Source organism: Lactobacillus delbrueckii subsp. jakobsenii ZN7a-9 = DSM 26046 (assembly GCF_001888925.1).
Taxonomy (GTDB): domain Bacteria; phylum Bacillota; class Bacilli; order Lactobacillales; family Lactobacillaceae; genus Lactobacillus; species Lactobacillus delbrueckii.
Window position 1 is genome coordinate 876,463 of sequence record NZ_CP018218.1, and the last position, 23,745, is coordinate 900,207.

Genomic DNA, 23,745 nt, shown 5'->3' on the forward strand with positions numbered 1-23,745 from the left:
GAGGCAAAAAAATGACAGAAGAAAAAGAATCTCTGACCGGCCGCCAATGGCTGGTTGACAAAGTGGATAATAGCATAAAAGAGGGGCAGACGACAATTCCCGCCATCGAAAATGGCATCTGCCAGCGCTGCGGCAGCTCATGCTGGGCCCGCCTGCCGTCGGGCTTTTTGTATTGCCGTGCTTGCGTGGGCCTGGGCCGGCTGGATGAGGGCAAGCTTTTGGTCCGCCAGACGGCTGGCAGTCATTACCCGGCCAGGGCGGGGATGACCTGGACAGGGCAGCTGCAAGAGCGGCAGGGGGGTGTGAGCCGCTTTTTATTGGAGAAATTTGCCGCTAAAGAGGACTGCCTGGTTGAGGCCGTGACCGGGGCGGGTAAGACGGAGATGATTTTCCCCTTATTGGCTGAGGCTTTCAGCCGCGGCTGCCGGGTAGCCATTGCCACGCCCAGAATCGACGTGGTCAATGAGCTTTACCCCCGCCTAGTAGCAGCCTTCGGGGAGGTGGAGATCGGCAAGTACCATGGCCGGGAGGAAAAGGAAGCGGCCAATGAGCAGCTGGTCATCTGTACGACCCACCAGCTGTTGAAGTACTACCAGGCCTTTGATCTTTTGATCATCGATGAGATCGACTCCTTTCCATATGCCGGCAATCCCCAGTTGCATTTTGCCGCGGGCAATGCTGTTAAAAAAACAGGCAGCCGGGTCTTTTTGACGGCCACCCCGCCTGAGGACCTGCTAAAAGCGGCCAGGCAGGGGAAACTGGCCATCGTTAGGCTCAACCGCCGCTTTCACGGCTATACTTTGCCTGTGCCCCGGCTGGATCTGTACGTCAAGCCTTTTTTGACCAAGGGCCGCCTGCATCCGAAATTAGCCCGGCGGATCAAAATGGCGGCTAAAAGCGGCCACCCCCTCCTGGTCTTTTTGCCCAGAATTGCCCAGATGCCCCAGTATTTTGCCGCTGTCAAAAGGCTCCTGCCCGACTTGCGCCTGGCAACCGTCTATGCCCAGGACCCGGACCGGCTGGAGAAGGTGGAAAAATTCCGCAAAGGCGACCTGGACCTGCTTTTGACGACCACAATCTTGGAGCGGGGGGTGACCTTTAAGCATGTCTGGGTGATCATCGTGGCCGCTGATGATGAGATTTATTCCGCTGCCAGCCTGGTCCAGATTGCCGGCCGGGTGGGCAGAGACAAGCAGGATCCGGACGGGCTGGTGCTTTTTGGCTACCGGCGCTACAGCCGGCAGATCAGAAGCGCGGTCAAGCAGATCAAGGAGATGAACCGGGGATGAGTCTTTGCCTTTTTTGCGACCAGCCTTTTACCGGAGATTTGGACATGAGGCGCCTGCTTTTGCCGGGCAAAAGCAAGACTTCCTGCCTGTGTCCATCCTGCCGCCAGCAGTTTGCGCAGATCGGCCCCGCTTTTTGCCCCCAGTGCGGCCGCCAGCAGGATAGCGGGGAAATCTGCCAGGACTGCCAGAAGTGGCGGCGGATCTACCAGGGGAATTTTTTGCACAACCAGGCCGTCTACTGCTACAACCAGGCATTTCATGACCTGATGGTCCGCTACAAGCGCTACGGGGACTACCTGCTCTGCCAAGTTTTGCAGGAATTGGCCGCCCCTGCTGTCCAAAAATTAGCGGCCGACTACTACGTCCCGGTCCCGACTTCACCTGAGCACCGGAAAAAGCGGGGCTATGACACGGTCTGGGAAATTTTTACCCCTCTTTTGCCCTTAACGCCTCTTTTAGCCAAGAAGGCTGGAGCTGGGGCCCAGGGGGAAAAGGGAAAAAAAGTCAGGATGCAGGCCAAGCAAAATTTCTTTTTAAATCCGGAATTTAGGGGTACAATAACAGGTAAGATCATCCTTTTGGATGACATTTACACCACAGGCCGAACGCTTTACCATGCGCGCGACGCGATTGAAACGGCTTTTCCTAAATGCCAGGTCGAAAGTTTTTCAATTAGTCGCTAAATATTTTCACAAAGCGCTTTCAAGTTTGGTATAATATGAGTGTAAAGAAACCGCGCAAGCGTGAAAGGAGATAATTATTATGTTAAAGTACAATGTTCGTGGTGAAAATATTGAAGTCACTGAAGCTTTGAGAGATTATGTTGAAAAGCGCTTGACCAAGTTGGAAAAGTACTTTGATCTGAGCCAGGACGTAATCGCTCATGTAAATCTGAAGGTATACCGTGACCACTCAGCTAAGGTTGAAGTAACCATTCCGCTTCCATACCTGGTTTTGAGAGCTGAAGAAACTACGGATGACATGTACCGCAGCATTGACTTTGTTTCCGAAAAGCTTGAACGCCAAATCAGAAAGTACAAGACCCGCGTCAACCGCAAGAGCCGTGAAAAGGGCGTTGAAGAATTCTTCATCCCTGAAGAAGCTCCGGTTGAAGAGGAGAAGGAAGAAAAGGCTCCAATGTTCAAGATTGTCCGCAACAAGCGGGTTAGCTTGAAGCCAATGGACCCAGAAGAAGCCATCTTGCAAATGGACATGCTGGAACACGACTTCTTCGTCTTCCAAGACGCTGAAACCAACGGCACCAGCGTGGTTTATCGCCGCAACGACGGCAGCTACGGCTTGATTGAAACTAACGAATAGTTTCGCCGCTTATCCAACTGAATACTAAGGCTGCAAGCCAGGCAGGGCACGATAATTATTGTGCCCTGCTTATTTTTGTAGATTATTTTAATTTTTGGCATTTACATGTTAAAATTATTCTGTGATTTTAGACTAAATATCAGAATTAAGGACGATTAGATGGCAAACATTTTAAAGAAGTTATACAACGCTGATAAAAGAGAACTTAAACGTTTTGAAAAAATTGCTGACCAAGTAGAGTCATACGCTGACCAAATGGCCGCTCTCTCTGACGAAGAATTGCAGGCCAAGACGCCGGAATTCCGGAGCCGGATTGAAAAGGGCGAAAGCTTAGACGACCTGCTGCCGGAAGCCTTTGCCGTATCCCGGGAAGCTTCCAAGCGGGTTCTGGGCCTGTACCCATTCCACGTGCAGATCCTCGGCGGGATTGCCCTGCACCGGGGCAACATTGCCGAAATGATGACCGGGGAAGGTAAGACCTTGACGGCCACCATGCCGGTTTACCTCAACGCTTTGTCTGGCAAGGGCGTGCACGTTGTTACTGTCAACGAATACCTGTCCAGACGTGACGAAACTGAAATGGGCCAGCTCTACCGCTGGCTGGGCTTGACGGTCGGCTTGAACGTCAGCACCATGTCCCCGGAAGAAAAGCGGGAAGCTTACGCCTGCGACGTAACTTACTCAACCAACTCTGAACTGGGCTTTGACTACCTCCGGGACAACATGGTTGTCTACAAGGAACAAATGGTGCAGCGGCCGCTTAACTACGCCATCATCGACGAAGTTGACTCCATCTTGATCGACGAAGCGCGGACGCCTTTGATCATTTCCGGTGAAGCTGAGCAAGCTAACGCTGACTACATCCGGGCTGACCGCTTTGTCAAGAAGCTGGTGGAAGACAAGAGCGACAATGACGCTGATGACGATGAAGACCACGGCGATTACAAGATCGACTGGCCAACCAAGACTATTTCCTTGACCAGAACCGGGATCCAGAAGGCCTGCGACCACTTTGGCCTCAAGAACCTTTACGACGTTGAAAACCAGAAGCTGGTTCACCACATCGACCAAGCCTTGCGGGCCAACTACATCATGCTCAAGGACATCGACTACGTTGTCCAAGACGGTGAAGTCCTGATCGTTGACTCCTTTACCGGCCGTGTTATGGAAGGCCGCCGCTACTCAGATGGCCTGCACCAGGCCATCGAAGCCAAGGAAGGGGTCAAGATCCAGGAAGAATCCCAGACCCAGGCCACAATTACTTACCAGAACTACTTCAGAATGTACCAGAAGCTGTCCGGGATGACCGGTACGGCCAAGACTGAAGAAGAAGAATTCCGTGAAATCTACAACATGGAAGTCATCACCATCCCGACCAACCGGCCAGTCATCAGACAAGATATGCCAGACCTGCTCTACCCGACCCTGGACTCCAAGTTCAAGGCCGTGGTTGACGAAATCAAGGAGCGGCACGCCAAGGGCCAGCCAATCCTGGTCGGCACGGTGTCCATTGAATCTTCTGAACGCTTGAGCCACATGCTGGACAAGGAACACATCCCGCACGCTGTCTTGAACGCCAAGAACCACGCCAAGGAAGCAGCCATCATCATGAATGCTGGCCAAAGAGGGGCAGTTACGATTGCCACCAACATGGCCGGGCGTGGGACTGACATCAAGCTGGGGCCTGGCGTCAAGGAACTGGGCGGTTTGGCTGTAATCGGGACTGAAAGACACGAATCCCGCCGTATCGACAACCAGCTGCGGGGCCGGTCCGGCCGGCAGGGTGACCCGGGTTACACCCGCTTCTACCTGTCCTTGGAAGACGACTTGCTGAAGCGCTTCGGGGGCGACCGGGTCAAGGACTTCCTTGACCGCCTGTCCGACAATGACGACGACAAGGTCATCGAAAGCCGCCTGATCACCCGCCAGGTTGAATCAGCCCAGAAGCGGGTTGAAGGGAACAACTACGACATCCGGAAGCAGACCCTGCAATACGACGACGTTATGCGGATCCAGCGTGAAATCATCTACAAGGAACGGATGCAGGTTATCGATGAGCAGCAGTCCTTGAAGAGTGTCTTGATGCCGATGATCCACCGGACTATCGACCACCAAGTGGATATGTTCACCCAAGGCGACCGGTCGACTTGGCGCCTGGACTCCTTGCGCGACTTTATCGTTTCCAGCCTGGCCAGTGAAGAATACGTTAATTCAGAAATCGACTTCAAGACCTTCACGCCAGATGCCCTTAAGCAGCAGCTTTACCAGCTGGTTGAAGACAACTACCAGGAAAAGGAAGCTGCCCTGGCTGATCCGGAACAAATGCTGGAATTTGAAAAGGTGGTTATCCTCCGCGTGGTTGACGAACACTGGACCAACCACATTGACGCCATGGACCAATTGCGGCAGTCAATCGGCCTGCGGGGCTACGGCCAGCTGAACCCGCTGGTTGAATACCAGGACTCCGGCTACAACATGTTTGAAGAAATGATCAGCGACATCGAGTTTGACGTGACTCGCCTCTTCATGAAGGCGCAGATCAGAAACAACTTGAGTCGGTAATAAATCAGCAAAGAGGGGGCGGGAGCCTCCTCTTTTGGTTATAATTGTAGTAAACAAAAAGAGTATTTTTAGCAAAGGAAAAAGACAATGGAAATCAATGAAATTCAAAATGCTTTAGACGAGTTGCGGACCCGGCTTAACCACTTCAGGGGGTCTCTTTGACTTCGATAATATCAGCGAAAGCATTGAAATCAACGAAGCCAAGATGGCGGAACCGGGCTTTTGGGACAATCAGGAAAAGGCCCAGAAATTGATCAGTGAGACCAACCTGCTCAAGGAAAAGCGGGACTCCTTCCTGGCTCTGGAAAAAGACCTGACCGATGAAGAAACGGCCCTGGAATTGCTGCGCCTGGAAGCAGACGCGGACCTGCAAAAGGACACCGAAGACCAGCTGGCCAAGCTGCAGGAAGAGTTCCACCAGTATGAATTGAACCTGCTCTTGTCGGGCGAATATGATGACCATAACGCCTTGATGGAAATCCACCCGGGGGCCGGCGGCACTGAAGCCATGGACTGGGGGAACATGCTGCTCCGGATGTACCAGCGCTATTGCGACTCCCGTGGCCTTAAGTTTGAAGTCAACAACTTTGAACCAGGTGATGAAGCTGGCTTAAAGAGCGTCAGCGTCCGGATTTCCGGCAAGAATGCCTACGGGCTGCTGAAGTCTGAACACGGCGTTCACCGCCTGGTCCGGATTTCGCCTTTTGACTCAGCCAAAAGACGGCACACTTCTTTTGCCTCGGTTGAAGTTATCCCCGAAGTCGATGACTCCATTGAAATCGACATTGACCCTAAGGACCTCAGAATTGACGTCTACCGGTCATCCGGGGCGGGCGGCCAGCACATTAACAAGACTTCCAGTGCCGTCCGGATTACTCACATCCCAACCGGGATCGTGACGACTTCCCAGGCCCAGCGGTCCCAGTTCCAGAACCGGGACACGGCCATGAATGAAATGCGGGCCAAGCTTTTCCACCTGGAAGAAGAGAAGAAGCGCAAGGAAAAGGCGGCCTTGAAGGGTGAGCAATTGGACATTGCCTGGGGCTCGCAGATCCGGTCTTACGTCTTCCACCCATACAGCATGGTCAAAGACCACCGGACCGGCTATGAAACCGCCGATGTGGGCGGGGTGATGGACGGGAAGCTGGACCCCTTCATCTACGCCTACCTGCAGTGGCGTTTGAGCCAGGAAAATCCAGAATAAGAGGAAAAATATGTCATTTACCACGATAGTACTGCTGGTTTTGGCGGCGGTAGTCGCCCTGGCCCTGCTCTCGGTTTTCTTCAAGGCCTTGATTGCCTTGCTGCCGGTGGGCCTGGTCGTAATTTTGCCATTATGGCTCTACTACCGCTTTTACTGGCGGAAGAAATACAAGCTGCCCAGCCGGCCAGAGCCCGACAGGTTCAAGCCAGGCCAGGCAGATCCGGAGCGGCCGCGGAAACAGGCGCAAGATGTGACAGTGCGAGATGTTGATGATAGTGAGGTACATGATGACGAACACGGTAAAACTAACTGAGTTCATTAATGACAATTCCAACCTGCGGGTTCTGCAGGGACAGGAAAGCGTGTCTGGCAAGAAGATTACGGTTTCCGACGTTTACCGGCCGGGACTGGAATTGAGCGGCTACTTTGACTTTTACCCGGCTGACCGGGTCCAGCTTCTGGGCAGAACGGAAATTTCCTACGCTGCCCGGCTGGACCACGACCTGCGCCGGAAAGTTTTTGAAAAAATCTGCCAGAAAGAAACTCCCTGCCTGCTGGTTTCCCGCAACCTGCCGGTGCCGGTTGAACTTAAAGAAGCGGCAGAAGCAGCCGGGACCCCGATCTTGATTTCCAATGACGCCACGACCTACTTGATGAGCATGATCACCCAGTACCTGGCCGTCAAGCTGGCGGAAAGAAGCAGCGTTCACGGGGTCCTGGTCGAAGTTTTCGGGATGGGGGTCCTCTTGACCGGGGAATCCGCGGTCGGCAAGTCCGAAACCGCCCTGGCCCTGGTGCAGCACGGTCACCGCTTGATCGCTGACGACCGGGTGGATGTCTACCAAAGAGACCACGAGACCGTGGTCGGGGAAGCTCCCCGTATTTTGAAGCACTTGATGGAAATCCGGGGGATTGGGATCATTGACGTCCTCAAGCTCTTCGGGATTGGGGCCATCAAGGATGAAACCGAGATCTCCCTGGTTATCAACTTGACCAACTGGGACTCCAAGGCCAACTATGACCGCCTGGGCTTCCAGGAAAACACCCGGATCATCTGCGGGATCGCGGTTCCCCAGGTCACTATTCCGGTCAAGGTCGGCCGGAACATGGAAAACATCGTGGAAGTGGCCGTCATGAACTTCAGAGCCAAGGCCATGGGCTTTGACGCGGCCAAGACTTTTGATGAAAACCTGACCAGCCTGATCGCGGAAAACAGCGAGGAAGAAAAAGGGGGTAAAGCAGACTAATGACTTTAGCACTGAATCCAATCGCTTTCAGTATCGGGGACATTCACGTCCGCTGGTACGGAATCATCATCGCCTGCGGGATCCTGCTGGCTACCTTCATGTCGATCAGAGAAGGGCAAAGACGGCAGATCATGAGCGATGACTTCATCGACTTGCTCTTGTGGGGCGTGCCAATCGGCTTTATCGGGGCCCGGATCTACTATGTAATTTTTGAATGGGGCTACTTCTCCCAGCACCCGGATGAAATTATCGCCATCTGGAACGGGGGGATTGCCATTTACGGGGGCTTGATCGCCGGGGCGATCGTCCTTTTGGTCTTCTGCTACCGGCGCTTCTTGTCGCCATTTCTAGTCCTGGACATCGTGGCGCCGGGCGTGATGGCGGCCCAGGTCCTGGGCCGGTGGGGCAATTTTATGAACCAGGAGGCCCACGGGGCCAAGTGCAGCCTGCAGTATCTGCAAAACCTCCACTTGCCCCAATTCATCATCGACCAGATGTACATTAATGGCAGCTACTACAAGCCGACTTTTTTGTATGAATCTTTCTTTAACCTGATCGGTTTGATCATCATCCTCTCCCTGCGCCACAAGAAGCATCTTTTTAAGCAGGGGGAAGTCTTCATGCTTTACCTGGCCTGGTACTCCGTGGTCCGCTTTTTCGTCGAAGGGATGCGGACGGACAGCCTTTATATCTTTGGCGTCATCCGGGTTTCCCAGGCCCTCAGCCTCCTGCTTTTAATCGCTGTGGTTATTTTATTTGTCTACCGGCGTGTCAAAGTCAAGCCAAAGTGGTATCTTGAAGGAAGCGGTTTAAAATATCCATACGAGAGGTAGAAAAAATGGCAAAAATTTCCGTTTTAGGCGCCGGTTCCTGGGGGTCAGTCCTGGCCTCCATGCTGGCTGACAACGGCCACGAGGTGGCCCTTTACGCCCACCGGCAAGTTATTGCTGATGAGATCAACCAAGATCACACTAACCTGCACTACATGAAGGACTGGACCTTGAACCCTAGCGTTTGGGCCAGTACCGACATGGGGCAGGTTCTGAAAGACTGTGACGTTATCCTCTTCGCCGTACCGACCAGCGCGATCCGGTCAGTGGCTAAAGCGGTCCGGCAGGTCTTGGACGAAAATGGCCGCCAGCCTTACCTAGTTTCGGCCACCAAGGGGATTGAACCGGGGACTAAAAAGCTGGTTTTGCAGATTTTTAAAGACGAAATCTACCCGGACGGATTTGACAAGATGATCGTCCTGTCCGGTCCCAGCCACGCGGAAAATACCGCCCAAAAGGACCTGACGGCCATTACCCTGGCTTCAACCAGTCTGGACAACGCGGCCAAGATGCAGAAGATTTTTTCAAATGATTATGTCCGCTTCTACACCAGCAACGACCCAATCGGGGTCCAGGTCGGCGGGGCTGTTAAAAACGTCATCGCCATCGCGGCTGGGATCCTGGCGGGCCTGGGCTACGGGGACAATGCCAAGGCAGCCTTGATGACCCGGGGCCTGGCGGAAATCACCCGCCTGGGCGTGGCCTTTGGCGGCCAGCCTTGGACCTTCAGTGGCCTGTCCGGGATCGGCGACTTGATCGTGACTTGTACCTCAGTCAACTCCCGGAACTGGCGCTGCGGCTACCAGCTGGGCCAGGGCAAGCCCCTGGACGAAGTCTTGGCCAACATGGGCCAGGTTGTTGAAGGGGCCACGACCGTCAAGGCCGTGTACGAAATCTGCGACAAGTATTCTTTAGACATGCCGATTTCAGCTTCCATCTACAAGGTCCTCTATGAGGAGGCCAAGATCGACGATGAGATCAAGCTGATGATGAGCCGGCAGATGGGACCGGAAATCAGAATTTAAAAGAGGCTTGCAATCTTTTGAAAATCCTGTATGATATTACTTATAAAAAGTAAGTGGCAAGGAGGCTGTTTATGACCAAAGAAGTTGACGTAGTAATCATTGGTGCCGGTCCAGCCGGCATGACGGCAGCAGTTTACGCGGCCCGGGCCAACCTGAAGACGGTCCTCTTAGACCGGGGGATTTACGGGGGGCAGATGAACAACACTGCCGACATCGACAATTACCCGGGCTTTGTGGAAGTTCAGGGGCCGGAACTGGGCGAAAAGATGTACCAGACCGTGCAAAACGCCGGGGCCAGCTATGAATATGGCGACGTCCAGGCCGTCAAGCTGGAAGGCGACTACAAGCGGGTGATTACGGACAGCGAGGAATACCTGGCTCCAGCCGTGATCATCGCGACTGGATCAGAGCACAAGCACTTGAACGTGCCGGGAGAGGAAACTTATTCCGGCCATGGTGTTTCTTACTGCGCCGTCTGCGATGCAGCTTTCTTCAGAGATGAAGACGTGACGGTGATCGGCGGGGGCGACTCGGCCATCCAGGAAGGGCTCTACCTGGCTCAGTCAGCCAAGTCAGTCACGGTCGTTCACAGAAGAGACCAGCTGCGGGCCAAGCCTGAACTGCAGGAGAAGGCCTTCAAGCACCCGAAGATCAAGTTTGTCTGGAACGCCCTGACTGAAGAAATTGTCGGCGAAGACGGCAAGGTCAGCGGGATCCGTTACAAGGACAAGGTCAGCGGGGAAGAAAAGGAATTTGCCACCAAGGGCGTATTCATTTACGTTGGCGTTTTGCCAGTGACTAAGGCCCTGGATGGCCTGGATATCCTGGACGAAAACGGCTGGATTCCTACTGACGAATTGATGCGGACCCGGCAAGAAGGGATCTTCGCGGCCGGCGACGTGCGGCCAAAGGATTTGCGCCAGGTAACGACCGCCGTGGGCGAAGGCAGCGTGGCCGGGCAGGAAGCTTACAACTACCTGCAAGCCAAGGGCTTTTTGAAATAGATATTAAAAGCAGCGGACAAGTGGTCTGCTGCTTTTTTCTTTGAGCAAAATATTGTTAGAATCTATGTTCGGGTAGTAAAATAGATTACGACTGATTATTGCAAGTTTAAGGGGGAAAAAGTGATTAAGCGGCAAGACAATAACAAATTTGAACTCGTCTCACCATATAAGCCGGCCGGTGACCAGCAGCAGGCCATCGACCAGCTGACGGCCGGTTTTCAAGCCGGCGATAAAGAGCAGATTCTCAAGGGGGCAACGGGGACGGGGAAGACCTATACCATGGCCAATGTAATTGCCAAAATGAACAAGCCGACCCTGGTCATTACCCACAACAAGACCCTGGTTGGCCAGCTCTACAATGAATTTAAGGAATTTTTCCCGAACAACGCCGTGGAATACTTCGTTTCCTACTATGACTACTACCAGCCGGAAGCCTACGTGCCCCAGTCAGACACTTACATTGAAAAAGACGCCTCGATCAACGACGAAATCGACCAGCTGCGGCACGCCGCCACCAGCGCCTTGATGTCCAGAAATGACGTCATCGTGGTGGCTTCCGTTTCCTGTATATACGGCTTGGGTGACCCAAGAGAATACGCGGCCAGCGTGTTAAACGTCTATACTGGCCAGGAATACGAAAGAAACACCCTGCTCAGAGACTTGGTCAACATCCAGTACGACAGAAACGACATCGACTTCCAGCGGGGCCGCTTCCGGGTCCGGGGCGACGTCGTGGAAGTTTTCCCGGCCGGCTATTCTGACCGGGCCTACCGGATTGAATTTTTTGGCGACGAAATCGACCGGATTGTCGAAGTTGACCCCTTGACCGGGGAAGTGCACGGGGTCAGAGAAAGCATCTCCCTTTTCCCGGCCACCCACTTCATGACCAACGATGATCAGCTGGCCGGGGCTATCGACCGGATCAAGGCTGAGATGGACGACCAGGTCAAGAAGTTTGAAAAAGAAGGCAAGCTGCTGGAGGCAGAAAGAATCAAGCAGCGGACCACCTACGACTTGGAAATGCTGAGAGAAGTCGGCTACACCAACGGGATTGAAAACTACTCCCGGCAGATGGAAAACCGCAAAGCCGGTGAGCCGCCATACACCCTTTTGGACTTCTTCCCCAAGGATTCCCTGATTTTAATCGACGAATCCCACGCCACCATGCCGGAAATCCGGGCCATGTATAACGGGGACAGAAACAGAAAGCAGACCTTGATTGACTATGGCTTCCGCCTGCCATCAGCCTTGGACAACCGGCCCCTAAAGCTGGAAGAATTTGAGCAGCATGTCAACCAGATCATGTATGTGTCAGCCACCCCCGGTGACTATGAATTAAACCAGACTAGCCGGATCGTGGAACAGGTCATCCGGCCGACCGGCCTTTTGGACCCGAAGATCGAGGTCCGGCCAATTGAAGGGCAGATCGATGACCTGGTTGCTGAAATCAACCTGCGGATTGAAAGAAAGGAACGGGTTTTTGTCACTACTTTGACCAAAAAGATGGCTGAAGACTTGACCGACTACTTGAAAGACCTGGGCATCAAGGTCCGCTACCTGCACTCGGACATTAAAACCCTGGAAAGAATGCAGATCATCCGCGACCTCCGCTTGGGCAAGTTTGACGTTTTGATCGGGATCAACCTGCTTAGGGAAGGGATCGACGTACCGGAAGTTTCCCTGGTGGCCATTCTGGACGCGGACAAGGAAGGCTTCCTGCGGGCCTACCGGCCGCTGATCCAGACCATGGGCCGGGCGGCCCGGAACGCCAACGGTGAAGTTATCATGTATGCTGACCGGATCACCGATTCCATGAAGCTGGCAATTGATGAAACTAACCGCCGCCGGGCCATCCAGATGAAGTACAATGAAGAGCATGGGATCGTGCCAAAGACCATCATCAAGCCGGTCCGGGACATGATCTCCGTGGTCAAGGCCGACAAGGAAGCCGAAAAGTCAGACTCCTTCGCCGACCTCAACTTCGACGAGCTGACGGCCAAGCAGAAGAAGCAGATGATCGCCAACTTGAAAGAGCAGATGCAAGACGCGGCCAAGCGCTTGGACTTTGAAAGCGCGGCTAACCTCCGCGACGCGATTATCGAATTGGAAGGCTCTGTAAGAAAACCGATTAAGAAGAAAGGCAAGGACTTCAATGGCAGATAGAAAGATTGTCATCCGCGGTGCCCGTGAGCACAATTTAAAAGACATCGACGTAACCATTCCTAAAGACCAGCTGGTCGTTATTACTGGCTTATCGGGTTCTGGCAAGAGCTCACTGGCTTTTGACACCCTGTACGCTGAAGGCCGGCGCCGCTACGTCGAATCCCTGTCCAGCTATGCCCGCCAATTTTTAGGGCAAATGGACAAGGCCGACGTCGACTCAATCGACGGCCTTAACCCGGCCATTTCCATCGACCAGAAGACGACCTCCCACAACCCCCGCTCAACGGTCGGCACGGTTACTGAAATCAACGACTACCTCCGCCTGCTCTGGGCCAGGGTCGGTCACCCTTACTGTCCAAATGACGGCACCTTGATCCAGCGGCAGTCGGTTGACCAGATGGTGACCCGGATCCTGGATTTGCCGGAAAGAAGCAAGATCCAGCTTTTGTCTCCGGTCATCCGGGGCAAGCGGGGCGAGCACAAGGAGGTTTTCGCCCGAATCCGCCGGGCCGGCTATGTCCGGGTGATCGTTGACGGCGAGCTGCACGACGCCAGTGAGGAATTTGCTTTAGAGAAAAAAAAGCGCCATGATATCGAAATCGTGGTTGACCGCCTGGTCATCAAAGACGGGATCCGGTCCCGCCTCTTTGACTCGGCTGAAGCAGCCCTGCGCCTGTCTGAGGGCTACATGGACGTTGACGTGATCGGGGGCGAGAAGTTCAGTTTTTCTGAATACTACGCCTGTCCTCTTTGCGGCTTTACAGTCGGGGAAATGGAGCCCCGCCTTTTCTCCTTCAACGCGCCTTTCGGGGCCTGCCCGGCCTGCGATGGCCTGGGGATGAAGCTGGCGGTTGACCCGGACTTAGTGGTCCCGGACAAGGACAAGAGCTTGGCTGAAGGGGCCCTGGCTCCTTGGGCAGGGTCAAAGTACTACATGGGGATGCTGGAGCAGGCCTGCGCGGCTTTGAAGATCTCGATGGACAAGCCTTTTAAAAAGCTGACCAAACGGCAAAGAGACATTATCTTAAATGGGTCAGACAAGGAAATCCACTTCCACCTGGAAGGGGACTTCGGGGTCAACGACACCAAGCAGCCCTTTGAAGGGGTGATCAACAATGTCGACCGCCGCTACGCCAAGCCAATGTCCAAGTTCATGCAGGAAGCCATGGGCAAGTACATGACTGAATTGCCTTGTGAGGTCTGCGGTGGCAAGCGGCTTAATGAGAAGGCCCTGGCCGTTAAGGTCAATGGCAAGAACCTGGCTGAAGCCAGCGACTTGTCAATCAAGGACGGTCTGGCCTTTTTCAAGGCAGTTGACTTAAGCGAGCAGGAAGCTGCTATCGCCAAGCCGATCCTAAAAGAAGTCTGCGACCGCTTGAATTTCCTGGTTAGCGTCGGCTTGGACTACCTGACCCTGTCCAGATCAGCCGGTACTTTATCCGGAGGGGAAGCCCAGCGTATCCGCCTGGCCACCCAGATCGGGTCCAACCTGTCCGGGGTTATGTATGTCTTGGATGAACCGTCTATCGGCCTGCACCAGCGGGACAACGACCGCTTGATCGCTTCTTTGAAGCGGATGCGGGACCTGGGCAACTCCTTGATTGTCGTTGAACACGACGATGAAACTATGCGGGCTGCTGACTACTTGATCGACATGGGGCCAGGGGCCGGCAGCCAGGGCGGGGAGGTTATGGCGGCCGGAACGCCGGAAGAAGTCATGGCCAATCCGAAGTCTTTGACTGGCCAGTACCTGCGGGGAGAAAAGTTCATCCCGGTACCATTGAAGCGGCGCAAGGGCAGCGGCAAGAAGCTGAAGCTGACCGGGGCGGCGGAGAACAACCTGAAGAATATCAGCGTCGAATTCCCTTTGAGTGAATTCGTGGTCGTGACCGGGGTTTCCGGGTCCGGCAAGTCCACCCTGGTCAACCAGATTTTAAAGCGGGTCCTGGCCCAGAAGCTCAACCACAATTCCGCCAAGCCGGGCAAGTATGACAAGCTGACCGGCTGGAAGAATATTGAAAAAGTGATCGACATCGACCAAAGCCCGATCGGCCGGACCCCGCGGAGCAACCCGGCGACCTACACCAGCGTCTTTGACGATATCCGGACCCTTTTTGCCCAGACCAATGAAGCCAAGATGCGGGGCTACACCAAGGCCCGCTTCTCCTTCAACGTCAAGGGCGGGCGCTGCGAAACCTGCCACGGGGACGGGATCCTCAAGATCGAAATGAACTTCCTGCCGGACGTCTACGTTCCTTGTGAAGTCTGCCATGGCCAGCGCTATAATTCTGAAACTTTGGAAGTGACTTACCGGGAAAAGAATATCGCCCAGGTCCTGGACATGACGATCAGTGAAGCTTGTGACTTCTTCGTTAATATTCCCAAGATCCACCGCAAGCTGCAGACCATCGTCGACGTTGGTCTGGGCTATGTCAAGCTGGGCCAGCCAGCCACTACTTTGTCCGGCGGGGAAGCCCAGCGGATGAAACTGGCCAGCGAACTGCAGAAGTTATCGACTGGGAAAAACTTCTACATCCTGGATGAACCAACTACTGGCCTGCACACCGACGACATCAAGCGCCTTTTGGAAGTCCTCCAGCGCCTGGTGGACCAGGGCAACACGGTTTTGGTGATCGAACACAACTTGGACGTGATCAAGACGGCTGACTGGCTGATCGACCTGGGCCCTAACGGGGGCGAGCGGGGCGGCCAGGTGGTCTGCACGGGGACGCCGGAAGAGGTGGCAGACTGCCCAGAGTCCTGGACTGGCAAGTATCTCAAGCCAGTTTTGGGCCGGGACAAAGCTTTGACTGAAAGCAGTCTTGCAAATAAATAAAAAGAATCTTAATCACGCCCTAAACATTTTTTAGCAAAGTATTGTAAAATGAAAGCTGAAGCTAAATAATTGTCAGAATTTTTACTTCAGTGTGAAGGGGTGATTTTTATGTTTGATTCTGGCTACAACGAAAAACGCGGCTTTGACTGGGGCGTCTTCATCGCTGGGGTCATCTCCGTCGTTTTAAGCATTTTTTTCTTTGCCAACCCTGGCAAGGGCTTGCGGGGACTGGTCATCGTTCTGGCCGTCTTGTTGATCATGCAGGGGAGCGCTTGGATTTCCATGTATGCCGGCTTTCACGGTATCTTTGGCCCGTCTTGGACGACCCTTTTATCGGGGATCTTTGACATTTTGATCGGGATCTTCTTCCTGTGGGATAACAAGGTCGGGGCATACACGATCGCGATCTTGGTGGCTATCTGGTTCATCGTCGACTCGGTGATCGGGATCGTCTTTGCCTGGCATCTGCGTTTCTTTGAGACCGGCTGGTATTTCTTCTTCAACCTGCTCTTGAACATCCTGGGCCTGGTTGTCGGGGTTATGCTTCTGCTCAGACCGGTTATCGCGGTGTTGAGCACGGTCTACTTGATCGCGATCTACTTGATGATCTTCGGGATAAATGAGATTGCTTTGGCCTTTATGCACCGTTAAGCATTTTAAACTGCCGATACTTAACAGATTGTTTAAGTGTTGGCAGTTTTTTTGATGGTAAAATGAAAGTAAGTAGTAAAAAAGTGTAAGGAAAAAGCAAAAGCAGGGAGGCAAGGGAAAATGGAGAAAAAGATTTATATTTCCTGCGACATGGAGGGCTGCGCCGGCGTTACTAGCTGGGAGCAGACCCATTATGGCCACAAGGGCTATGACCTGGCTTTAAAAGAAATGACCCGGGAAACCGTGGCCGCGGTCAAGGCCTGCCAGCAGGCCGGCTACCAGGTGACCGTCAAAGACGGGCATGAGGACGGGATCAACCTGGATCCGGCCCTGTTGCCGGCGGGCACGGAACTGATCCAGGGCTGGGACTCTTCACCAGAAGAAATGATGGCGGGAATTTCATCCGACTATGCCGGGGCAATCCATATCGGCAGCCACTCTCCGGCCGGCTCCAGCGAAACGCCCTTGGACCATACAGTGGAACATGGCTGGTATTCCTGGGTCAAGCTGAACGGGGAATTGGCCTCGGAATTTACCTTCAACAGCCTCTGCGCGGCCCAGTACGAGGTACCCTCACTTTTCCTGGCCGGGGATGCCGGAATTTGCCGGCGGGCTGAGGACTTTTGCCCGGGCATCGTGACCTGCGCCACTAAAAAAGGGGTGGGCAGCGCGACTGTCAATAAGAGCCCCCAGGAAGTCGCAGCGGGCATCGCGACCGGGATCAAGGAAGCCTTGGCGGGGCCCGGTGGTCTGCCGCTTTTAGCTGACGAATACCTGCTGGAATTCTGCTTTTATTCAGCAGGCCGGGCCAGAGCCGCTTCTTTTTACCCGGGAGCTGAGCGAGCAGGCGAGCGGATCGTTTCCTACCGGGCCAAGAGCATTATGGAACTCTTGACGGCGAAAATGTTCATGACGGAAATCTGAGGTGGAAGATGGGCTTAAAAGGAGAACTGTTTTTGCCCCGGGCTTATCAAACCGGAGAGAAAAACGACATAACCGATGTTCCGGGGATCAAGGTGGGCCAGGTGACCCTGCGAAAGGGTAGGGTTAATACCGGCGTCACGGCAATCTTGCCCGGGAGTGATATTTTTAAGCAAAAAATGCTGGCCAGCAGCCAGGTCATCAACGGCTTCGGCAAAACTACCGGCCTGGTTCAGATCAATGAGCTGGGTACTTTGGAGACCCCGATTCTCATGACCAACACCCTGGCCGTGGGGACCTGCTGGACGGCCTTGACCCGCTACATGCTGGATCGGAACCCGGAGATCGGCCTCACAACCGGGACGGTTAACCCGGTCGTAATGGAGTGTAACGACGGGGATTTGAATGATATTAGGTCCCTGCCGGTTAAAGAGAGCGATGCTCTGACGGCTTTAGCTTTAGCCGAGGGTAATCCGCCCCTGCTGGAAGGTAATGTCGGTGCCGGAACTGGTATGCGCTGTTTGGGCTTTAAGGGCGGCATCGGGTCAGCTTCACGGCTTTTGGAACTGGGCGGGAAAAAATATCACGTAGCCAGTCTGGTCTGCGCCAATTTCGGGGCTTTTGGCAAGTTGCGGGCTGGCAGCCGCCTTTTGGGCCAGGAACTAAAAGATGCCGTTTTGGCCCTGGCGAAAGCAGAAAATAACCAGCTTTATGCCCGCTATCAAAAAGACCAGGGGTCAATCGTGATGGTGATCGCCACCGACCTGCCTCTCTCCAGCCGGCAACTAGGCCGCCTGGCCCGCCGGAGCGCGGTTGGCTTAGCCAGAACCGGGTCGTATATCGGCGATGGTTCTGGCGACATTGCCCTGGCTTTTTCCACGGCGCAAAGGGTCAGCCATTTCACTAAAGAAGCGGAAAGCTTTATCTTTTTGCCGGACAGCCAGCTGGACCCGGTCTTTGAAGCCGGGGCGGAGACAATCGAAGAAGCGGTCTTGAGTGCCTTGGTCCACGCTGAGACCTTGACCGGTTTTCAAGGGAGAAGGGTCTACGGCTTAGGGGATTTTTTATAAAAATAGTGGAGAATAGGAATGCAGCTAGGGCAAAATAATTGCCAAGACGCGGCACGCCCGGTATGATAGAGTTTAACGTTTTATGGGAGCAATACGGAATCATGCATGAAAAACACAAGAAACAGCTGTTGATTTTGACGGGGATGAGCGGGGCCGGCAAGACGGTCGCCGCCCACTCATTAGAAGATGTCGGCTACTTCGTGGTTGACAACCTGCCCCCGGAATTGCTGGGCAATTTCTGGGACTTGATGAACACTTCGGAAGACTTTGAAAAAGTTGCCGTGGTGATCGACCTCAGGGTCAAGTCCTTCTACAAGGACCTAATCGACGAAATCAACTCCCTGGAAGACAGCGGCCAGACCCAGGCCACGATTGTCTTTTTGGAAGCTTCTGACGACACCTTGGTGGCCCGCTACAAGGAAACCCGCCGCCTGCCGCCTTTAGCGGAAAACGGCCGCCTTTTAGACGGGATCCGGGATGAACGCCGCATTTTGACTCCGGTCAGAAACCGGTCCAACTACATTTTGGATACCTCCAAGATGACGACGAAGGAACTGAAGCAGAAGCTGCAGAGCAAATTCGGGGAACTCCACAAGCCAAAATTCGGGATTGAGGTTATGTCCTTCGGCTTCAAATATGGAATGCCAATTGACGCTGACATCGTCATGGATGTCCGCTTTTTGCCTAATCCCTTCTACATTCCGGAACTGCGTCCCTTCACGGGGCTGGACAAGCGGGTCTTCAACTATGTCATGGACAAGGATGAAACCAAGGTCTTTTATGGCAAGCTGCTGGACCTCTTGTTGACAGCAATTCCCGGCTACATCGACGAAGGCAAGGAAAAACTGACGATCGCCATCGGCTGCACGGGCGGTCAGCACCGCAGCGTTTCGATCGCCCAGCAGCTGGCGCGCGACTTGTCTGAAAAATATCCGGTTGACATTACCCACCGGGAAATCAGCCGTTATCTCAGAAAGTAGGAATTCAGCATGTCTTTTGGCGAAAACAAGATCATCCGCATCATCAAGCGCCGCCGGCCCCGGGTGGTCGTCATCGGCGGGGGGACCGGCCTGCCAGTCATTTTGCAGGCCTTGAAAAAGCAGGACGCGGAGATCACGGCGATCGTGACCGTCTCTGACGACGGCGGGTCATCCGGGATCATCCGCAACTACATCAACGTCGTTCCTCCGGGCGACATCCGCAATGTCCTGGTTTCCTTGAGCGACCTCTCGCAAGAAAAAAAGCAGATCTTCCAGTACCGCTTTGAATCAAAGGACTCCTTTTTCTCCGGCCACGCCATCGGCAACTTGATCATCGCGGCCTTAAGCGAGATGCAGGGGAATATTTTTGACGCTGTCCAGAACTTATCAGCCATGATGGAGGTTGATGGTCACATTTATCCTTCTTCTAACGAACCTTTGACCTTGAACGCGGAATTCATGGACGGCAGCCAGAGCAGCGGGGAAGTGGAAATTACCAGCCAGCACAAGCAGATCAAGCGGGTCTGGGTAACAGCTGATGACGGTGAGCCGGCAGCTCCCAGTCCGGTGATCGAGGCCATTATGCAGGCCGATGTTATTGTCCTGGGGCCAGGGTCCTTGTTTACCTCGATTCTGCCGAACCTGATGATCCCGAATGTTGGCCAGGCAGTCCGGGAGACTAAGGCTGAAGTGGTTTACGTCTGCAACATCATGACCCAGGCCGGGGAAACGGTGGGCTTAAGCGATGCCGACCACGTCCGGGTCATCAACCAGCACCTGGGCGGCAATTATATCGACACCGCCCTGGTCAATGGGGCCCGGATCGACATGACCAAGTTCCATCCGGAAGACTATGATGAGTATTTAAAGCCGGTCGCCAACGACTTTGCCGGCCTGCAGGAACAGAACTGCCGGGTGATTACGGATGACTTTATCGACCAGCGAAGCGGCCTGGTCTTCCATGATGGCGACAAGGTGGCCAGGGAAATCATTGACCTGGCCCTGCAGGAAATGTTTAAGAGAAAGTAGGAAGTTAATGGCGAGTTATGCCAGTGAGGTAAAAAAAGAACTGACTTCAATCGAGGTCCATCCCGAGCATGCCAAGGCGGAACTGGCGGCCTTTTTGCGGATGAATGCGGTTTTGAGCCGGCATGACGGACAGATGAGCCTGGACATCGTGACGGAAAACCCGGCCATTGCCCGGCGTATTTTTTCCCTGATCAAGACGGCCTACGGCTTTGAGCCCCAGCTGATCGTGACCCGGAAGATGAAGCTGAAGAAGAACCACCAGTACCTGGTCAGAGTGGCCCAGATGGTCAGCGAGATTATGGTGGATTTAGAGATCTATTCCCCGAAAAAAGGCTTCATCACCGGGGTGCCGGACAAGATCAAGTATTCAGAGCAGCGGTCAATGTCCTACCTGCGGGGGGCCTTTTTGGCCAGCGGCAGCGTCAACAATCCGGAAACCAGCCGCTACCACCTGGAAATCTATTGCACCTATGCCAACCACAGCCAGGATCTGCAGGAGATCATGAACAAGTACTTTGACCTCAATGCCAAGGTGACGGCCCGCAGAAGCGGCAGCATCGTCTACTTGAAAGAAGCGGAAAAAATCGGCGACTTCCTTCATGTGGTCGGGGCGGTCAATGCCATGCTGGCCTTTGAGGACCTGCGGATCATGCGGGACATGCGCAATTCCGTCAACCGCCTGGTCAACTGCGACACGGCCAACCTCCGCAAGACGGCCGGCGCGGCCGCCAAGCAGGTGGAAGACATTGAATTGATTGACCAAAAGCAGGGCCTGGAGTCTTTGCCGGAAAAGCTGGCCAGCCTGGCCCGCTTCCGCCTGCAGCACCCGGAACTTTCCCTCAAGGAACTGGCTGAGCAGGTTCCCGACGGGCCGATTTCCAAGTCCGGGGTTAACCACCGCTTGAAGAAATTGCATGAGATCGCGGAAAACCTCCGCTAATAATAAGACAACAAAAAATCCAGACGGCTATTTCAGTCGTCTGGATTTTCTTTTCCCGATAAGCGGATTACTTGTTTTGGTTGACCATGATGTCGTCAATCAAGCCGTAGTCCTTGGCTTCCTGAGCGGTCATGTAGTGGTCGCGTTCAGTGTCGCGCTTGATGGTTTCGATGTCCTGGCCGGAGTCCTTGGCCAAGATTTCATTGATCATCTTTCTGGTCTTCAAGATTTCTTCAGCGGCAATTTGGATTTCCGTGGCTTGCCCTTGCGCCCCGCCCAAAGGCTGGTGGATGAGGACAGTAGCGTGCGGCAGGGCAAAACGCTTGCCCTTTTCGCCTTCAGCCAAAATGATTGAGGCCATGGAAGCTGCCATACCGGTGGCAATGGTGGAAACTGGTGACTTGATGAAGTTCATGGTGTCCACGATAGCCATGCCGGAAGTGATCACACCGCCTGGTGAGTTGATGTACATGTAAATGTCTTTAGTATTGTCTTGCGCGTCAAGGAAAAGCAGCTGGGCAATGATGGAGTTGGCCATTTGGTCGTTAACTTCACCGCTCAGCATGATGATCCGGTCCTTCAGCAAGCGGGAGTAAATGTCATAAGCGCGTTCGCCGCGGGCCGTTTGTTCAATAACTGTAGGTACTAACATAATTTTCCTCCTAGTGATTGGATTAGCACTCATTTGGATATAGTGCTAATTAAAACACTCCTGGCCGGGTCTGTCAAACTTGGTGCACTCTTTTTCAAAAAAATAAACTGGTGCTATAATGTCCTTGTGTGAAAAGGCTTTTTTATCTGGAAAGAATCTAATTTATATAGAAAGTGAAAAAGAAATGGATAAGAAACTGCTCTGCTTGCTCCTGCTGGCGGCGGCCTTTATTGGCCAGGCCCAAACGGCCCAGGCGGCCACGGTCAGCAAGATGCCTGGCACGAAAAACATGGGGATCTATGCCAAAGTAACCAAGAAGGGCGCCAGCAAGAAAGTGACGACCACTAAGTACTTTAAGTACAGCAAGATCCAGTCAACGGCCAGCAAGAAGACCAAGAAGGGGACTTATGCCTATATCTATGCCAACGGCCGCCCTTTAGGCTGGGTTAGTGAAAAGTGGTTTGTCAGAAACAAGATTTCCGCGGCCAAGCAAATCTACCTGGTCGAAGATGACAACCGCTTTAACTACAAGGACGCCATCAGCTATGTGACCAACGCTCACGGGACCATGGTGAACCCGGCAAATGGCGCGGTTAAGGCCAGTCTGTCCGGGAACAAGCTGACTTTTACTTATGGCAAGGCCAAGACGACCGTTGAATTGGTGAAGACGGCTAACCCGAACCGGAACCTTAAGCCGGCTGTTAGCGCGAAGAAGGGCCCTAAGGAAGTGGTCAGCACGAGAAAGCATTCCGGCAGCTCCAAGAACTGGAACGCCGCCCACCGCTATGGCACAGAGACCAGCGGCAACCGCTGGACCAGCGGCGGCTTGACCCTGGCCACCCAGCTTTGGGAGCCGCGCAACTTGAGCCTGGAGACCAATGACTGGCAGCAGGTCGGTCCGGTTATGGAAGGCTTGGCCGTAAATGGCGGCTGGGCTTACAGCAGCTGGTACCGGTCAGCCGCGGCCAGCGACCAGCTTAAGGGCAACATCGTGGCCTTCAACATGAAGAAGCTGAACAAGTACCAGGCCCAGTATCTGTCACCGCGCAGCTACCTCTACAAGAAGCTGAGTTTTGGCAAGTTTAAGAGCTACTCCCAAAATGTCAAAGTGAGTCCTTACATGCGCCTGGGCCACGGCCAGTCACTGGGGGCAAGTTCAAAGTACATCTATGTCCTGGCCAACGAAAACAAGCTGCCAGGCGGGGCAAGCAACGGTTTTTACTCGGAAGAAATCCTGCAGCTGAAGAAGAGCGACTTGACCATCAACAAGGTCTGGAGCATCCGGGTAGACGTCGGTAGCTCTGGCCGCTACTTCTACAACGCCGCTTTTGCCGGCGACAATACCATGTACGGGGTCTTCCACAACGCGGCATTTGGCCGCTATGAATTCTGGTACCTTAACCTGGTCAACAACCGCTGGCAGGTCAGTCAGGTAACGGCGACCCAAAGCCACTTCGTCAAGCAGCAGGCCGGCAGTTCTCCGGTCCAGGGCTTCAACGTAAGCGGCAGCAACATGTACCTGGCCTTTAACAACTTGATCTTCAAATTGCAGACTGATGGGACTTACCAGAAGACCTGGAAGCATGTCTCCAACCGGGAAATCGAAGGTCTGGCCAGTGACGGCAGCCAGCTATATGCTCAATTGGCCCAAAGAGGGGAAATTCTTTCCGGCCGCTGGTAAAAAGCCGAAAAATAGCCTTGACAGGGGAAAGGCTTTCCAGTAAGATCAGTTAAAAACAAATTAAATGTTAACCGAGAGGTAAAAAGATGAACTTTCAAGCAATGGTAAAAGAAAGCTGGCAATTCAAGTAGAGATTGTTTCGCGGGGCGATTCAATCTGTTTTGGCTTGAATTGCTGTCTGAATTGCTAAAAGTTGATTAGGGTCCGGATAGTAAATAAATCTATCCGGATTTTTCTTTTTGAGATAGAAAAAGAGGATCCAGGCGGATCCTCCTTTTTATTTTGCTTTCGGTTAGTTTGTTATTTTTTCTGTATTTACAGTACTTTAGTTTTTGCTTTAA

General features: G+C 53.6%; 20 protein-coding genes. 19 read left to right on the forward strand and 1 reads right to left on the reverse strand.

From position 1 onward, the window contains the following. The first annotated feature begins 11 nt into the window (after nucleotides 1–11). From LJ046_RS04545 to whiA, 18 genes are all read left to right on the forward strand, one after another. Nucleotides 12–1,289, forward strand: a complete 1,278-nt coding sequence (locus tag LJ046_RS04545) for a DEAD/DEAH box helicase (protein ID WP_002879954.1) — start codon at nucleotides 12–14, stop codon at nucleotides 1,287–1,289. Further along, nucleotides 1,286–1,972, forward strand: a complete 687-nt coding sequence (locus LJ046_RS04550) for a ComFC family protein (RefSeq protein WP_002879955.1) — start codon at nucleotides 1,286–1,288, stop codon at nucleotides 1,970–1,972. The genes LJ046_RS04545 and LJ046_RS04550 overlap by 4 nt, the downstream gene beginning before the upstream one ends. A gap of 79 nt (nucleotides 1,973–2,051) precedes the next feature. Further along, the gene (gene hpf / locus LJ046_RS04555; RefSeq protein WP_002879957.1) at nucleotides 2,052–2,609 is read left to right on the forward strand and encodes a ribosome hibernation-promoting factor, HPF/YfiA family; all 558 of its coding nucleotides are present in this window, start codon (nucleotides 2,052–2,054) and stop codon (nucleotides 2,607–2,609) included. Nucleotides 2,610–2,768: 159 nt separating this feature from the next. Beyond that, nucleotides 2,769–5,171 (forward strand): preprotein translocase subunit SecA, encoded by a 2,403-nt coding sequence (gene secA / locus LJ046_RS04560; protein WP_002879958.1) that lies wholly within the window; start codon nucleotides 2,769–2,771, stop codon nucleotides 5,169–5,171. Nucleotides 5,172–5,258: 87 nt separating this feature from the next. Next, nucleotides 5,259–6,375 (forward strand): peptide chain release factor 2 gene (prfB, locus tag LJ046_RS04565; protein ID WP_120490266.1). Its coding sequence is split into 2 segments (ribosomal slippage): nucleotides 5,259–5,330 and nucleotides 5,332–6,375, totalling 1,116 coding nucleotides; the frame shifts between segments, so codons are not numbered across the junction. Nucleotides 6,376–6,385: 10 nt separating this feature from the next. Beyond that, the gene (locus tag LJ046_RS04570) at nucleotides 6,386–6,688 is read left to right on the forward strand and encodes a hypothetical protein (protein WP_002879960.1); all 303 of its coding nucleotides are present in this window, start codon (nucleotides 6,386–6,388) and stop codon (nucleotides 6,686–6,688) included. Further along, nucleotides 6,663–7,622, forward strand: coding sequence for an HPr(Ser) kinase/phosphatase (gene hprK / locus LJ046_RS04575; RefSeq protein WP_002879961.1), 960 nt, complete (start codon nucleotides 6,663–6,665; stop codon nucleotides 7,620–7,622). Before LJ046_RS04570 ends, hprK begins: the two co-directional genes overlap by 26 nt. Further along, on the forward strand, nucleotides 7,622–8,455 hold the full coding sequence (gene lgt, locus LJ046_RS04580; RefSeq protein ID WP_002879962.1) for a prolipoprotein diacylglyceryl transferase: 834 nt from the start codon (nucleotides 7,622–7,624) through the stop codon (nucleotides 8,453–8,455). The genes hprK and lgt overlap by 1 nt, the downstream gene beginning before the upstream one ends. Nucleotides 8,456–8,460: 5 nt before the next feature. After that, nucleotides 8,461–9,477, forward strand: a complete 1,017-nt coding sequence (locus LJ046_RS04585) for an NAD(P)H-dependent glycerol-3-phosphate dehydrogenase (protein WP_002879963.1) — start codon at nucleotides 8,461–8,463, stop codon at nucleotides 9,475–9,477. Between the two features lie 71 nt (nucleotides 9,478–9,548). After that, on the forward strand, nucleotides 9,549–10,481 hold the full coding sequence (gene trxB, locus LJ046_RS04590) for a thioredoxin-disulfide reductase (protein ID WP_002879964.1): 933 nt from the start codon (nucleotides 9,549–9,551) through the stop codon (nucleotides 10,479–10,481). Between the two features lie 120 nt (nucleotides 10,482–10,601). Then, complete coding sequence (gene uvrB / locus LJ046_RS04595) at nucleotides 10,602–12,644, forward strand: excinuclease ABC subunit UvrB (RefSeq protein WP_002879966.1); 2,043 nt, start codon at nucleotides 10,602–10,604, stop codon at nucleotides 12,642–12,644. Further along, the gene (gene uvrA / locus LJ046_RS04600; RefSeq protein WP_002879968.1) at nucleotides 12,634–15,480 is read left to right on the forward strand and encodes an excinuclease ABC subunit UvrA; all 2,847 of its coding nucleotides are present in this window, start codon (nucleotides 12,634–12,636) and stop codon (nucleotides 15,478–15,480) included. The genes uvrB and uvrA overlap by 11 nt, the downstream gene beginning before the upstream one ends. A 108-nt stretch (nucleotides 15,481–15,588) precedes the next feature. Further along, nucleotides 15,589–16,131, forward strand: a complete 543-nt coding sequence (locus LJ046_RS04605; protein WP_002879970.1) for an HdeD family acid-resistance protein — start codon at nucleotides 15,589–15,591, stop codon at nucleotides 16,129–16,131. Nucleotides 16,132–16,251: 120 nt separating this feature from the next. Then, nucleotides 16,252–17,055: a M55 family metallopeptidase gene (locus LJ046_RS04610; RefSeq protein WP_002879971.1), complete on the forward strand. Its 804-nt coding sequence runs from the start codon at nucleotides 16,252–16,254 to the stop codon at nucleotides 17,053–17,055. An 8-nt stretch (nucleotides 17,056–17,063) separates the two neighbouring features. Next, nucleotides 17,064–18,122: a DmpA family aminopeptidase gene (locus tag LJ046_RS04615; RefSeq protein WP_002879972.1), complete on the forward strand. Its 1,059-nt coding sequence runs from the start codon at nucleotides 17,064–17,066 to the stop codon at nucleotides 18,120–18,122. 101 nt (nucleotides 18,123–18,223) lie between these two features. Then, nucleotides 18,224–19,102 (forward strand): RNase adapter RapZ, encoded by an 879-nt coding sequence (gene rapZ / locus LJ046_RS04620; protein WP_002879973.1) that lies wholly within the window; start codon nucleotides 18,224–18,226, stop codon nucleotides 19,100–19,102. Between the two features lie 9 nt (nucleotides 19,103–19,111). Beyond that, complete coding sequence (locus LJ046_RS04625) at nucleotides 19,112–20,131, forward strand: gluconeogenesis factor YvcK family protein (protein WP_002879975.1); 1,020 nt, start codon at nucleotides 19,112–19,114, stop codon at nucleotides 20,129–20,131. Between the two features lie 7 nt (nucleotides 20,132–20,138). Next, nucleotides 20,139–21,071 carry a DNA-binding protein WhiA gene (gene whiA, locus LJ046_RS04630; protein WP_002879976.1) on the forward strand — a complete coding sequence of 311 codons (933 nt, stop codon included), beginning with the start codon at nucleotides 20,139–20,141 and terminating at the stop codon, nucleotides 21,069–21,071. Between the two features lie 67 nt (nucleotides 21,072–21,138). On the opposite strand, the gene LJ046_RS04635 is transcribed toward whiA, so the two are convergent. Next, on the reverse strand, nucleotides 21,139–21,723 hold the full coding sequence (locus tag LJ046_RS04635) for an ATP-dependent Clp protease proteolytic subunit (RefSeq protein ID WP_002879977.1): 585 nt from the start codon (nucleotides 21,721–21,723) through the stop codon (nucleotides 21,139–21,141). A 184-nt stretch (nucleotides 21,724–21,907) separates the two neighbouring features. Between LJ046_RS04635 and LJ046_RS04640 the strand changes: the two genes are divergently transcribed. Continuing rightward, the gene (locus LJ046_RS04640) at nucleotides 21,908–23,404 is read left to right on the forward strand and encodes an SH3-like domain-containing protein (protein ID WP_002879978.1); all 1,497 of its coding nucleotides are present in this window, start codon (nucleotides 21,908–21,910) and stop codon (nucleotides 23,402–23,404) included. The last annotated feature ends 341 nt before the right edge of the window (nucleotides 23,405–23,745 follow it).

Bases quoted from the DNA above. Each gene is read 5' to 3' on its own strand.
- LJ046_RS04625 (WP_002879975.1), top strand. From the start codon at position 19,112: ATGTCTTTTGGCGAAAACAAGATCATCCGCATCATCAAGCGCCGCCGG.
- LJ046_RS04550 (WP_002879955.1), top strand. From the start codon at position 1,286: ATGAGTCTTTGCCTTTTTTGCGACCAGCCTTTTACCGGAGATTTGGAC.
- whiA (WP_002879976.1), top strand. From the start codon at position 20,139: ATGGCGAGTTATGCCAGTGAGGTAAAAAAAGAACTGACTTCAATCGAG.
- uvrA (WP_002879968.1), top strand. From the start codon at position 12,634: ATGGCAGATAGAAAGATTGTCATCCGCGGTGCCCGTGAGCACAATTTA.
- LJ046_RS04605 (WP_002879970.1), top strand. From the start codon at position 15,589: ATGTTTGATTCTGGCTACAACGAAAAACGCGGCTTTGACTGGGGCGTC.
- secA (WP_002879958.1), top strand. From the start codon at position 2,769: ATGGCAAACATTTTAAAGAAGTTATACAACGCTGATAAAAGAGAACTT.
- trxB (WP_002879964.1), top strand. From the start codon at position 9,549: ATGACCAAAGAAGTTGACGTAGTAATCATTGGTGCCGGTCCAGCCGGC.
- LJ046_RS04545 (WP_002879954.1), top strand. From the start codon at position 12: ATGACAGAAGAAAAAGAATCTCTGACCGGCCGCCAATGGCTGGTTGAC.
- LJ046_RS04585 (WP_002879963.1), top strand. From the start codon at position 8,461: ATGGCAAAAATTTCCGTTTTAGGCGCCGGTTCCTGGGGGTCAGTCCTG.
- LJ046_RS04610 (WP_002879971.1), top strand. From the start codon at position 16,252: ATGGAGAAAAAGATTTATATTTCCTGCGACATGGAGGGCTGCGCCGGC.
- lgt (WP_002879962.1), top strand. From the start codon at position 7,622: ATGACTTTAGCACTGAATCCAATCGCTTTCAGTATCGGGGACATTCAC.
- rapZ (WP_002879973.1), top strand. From the start codon at position 18,224: ATGCATGAAAAACACAAGAAACAGCTGTTGATTTTGACGGGGATGAGC.
- hprK (WP_002879961.1), top strand. From the start codon at position 6,663: ATGACGAACACGGTAAAACTAACTGAGTTCATTAATGACAATTCCAAC.
- hpf (WP_002879957.1), top strand. From the start codon at position 2,052: ATGTTAAAGTACAATGTTCGTGGTGAAAATATTGAAGTCACTGAAGCT.
- LJ046_RS04640 (WP_002879978.1), top strand. From the start codon at position 21,908: ATGGATAAGAAACTGCTCTGCTTGCTCCTGCTGGCGGCGGCCTTTATT.
- LJ046_RS04635 (WP_002879977.1), bottom strand. From the start codon at position 21,723: ATGTTAGTACCTACAGTTATTGAACAAACGGCCCGCGGCGAACGCGCT.
- LJ046_RS04570 (WP_002879960.1), top strand. From the start codon at position 6,386: ATGTCATTTACCACGATAGTACTGCTGGTTTTGGCGGCGGTAGTCGCC.
- LJ046_RS04615 (WP_002879972.1), top strand. From the start codon at position 17,064: ATGGGCTTAAAAGGAGAACTGTTTTTGCCCCGGGCTTATCAAACCGGA.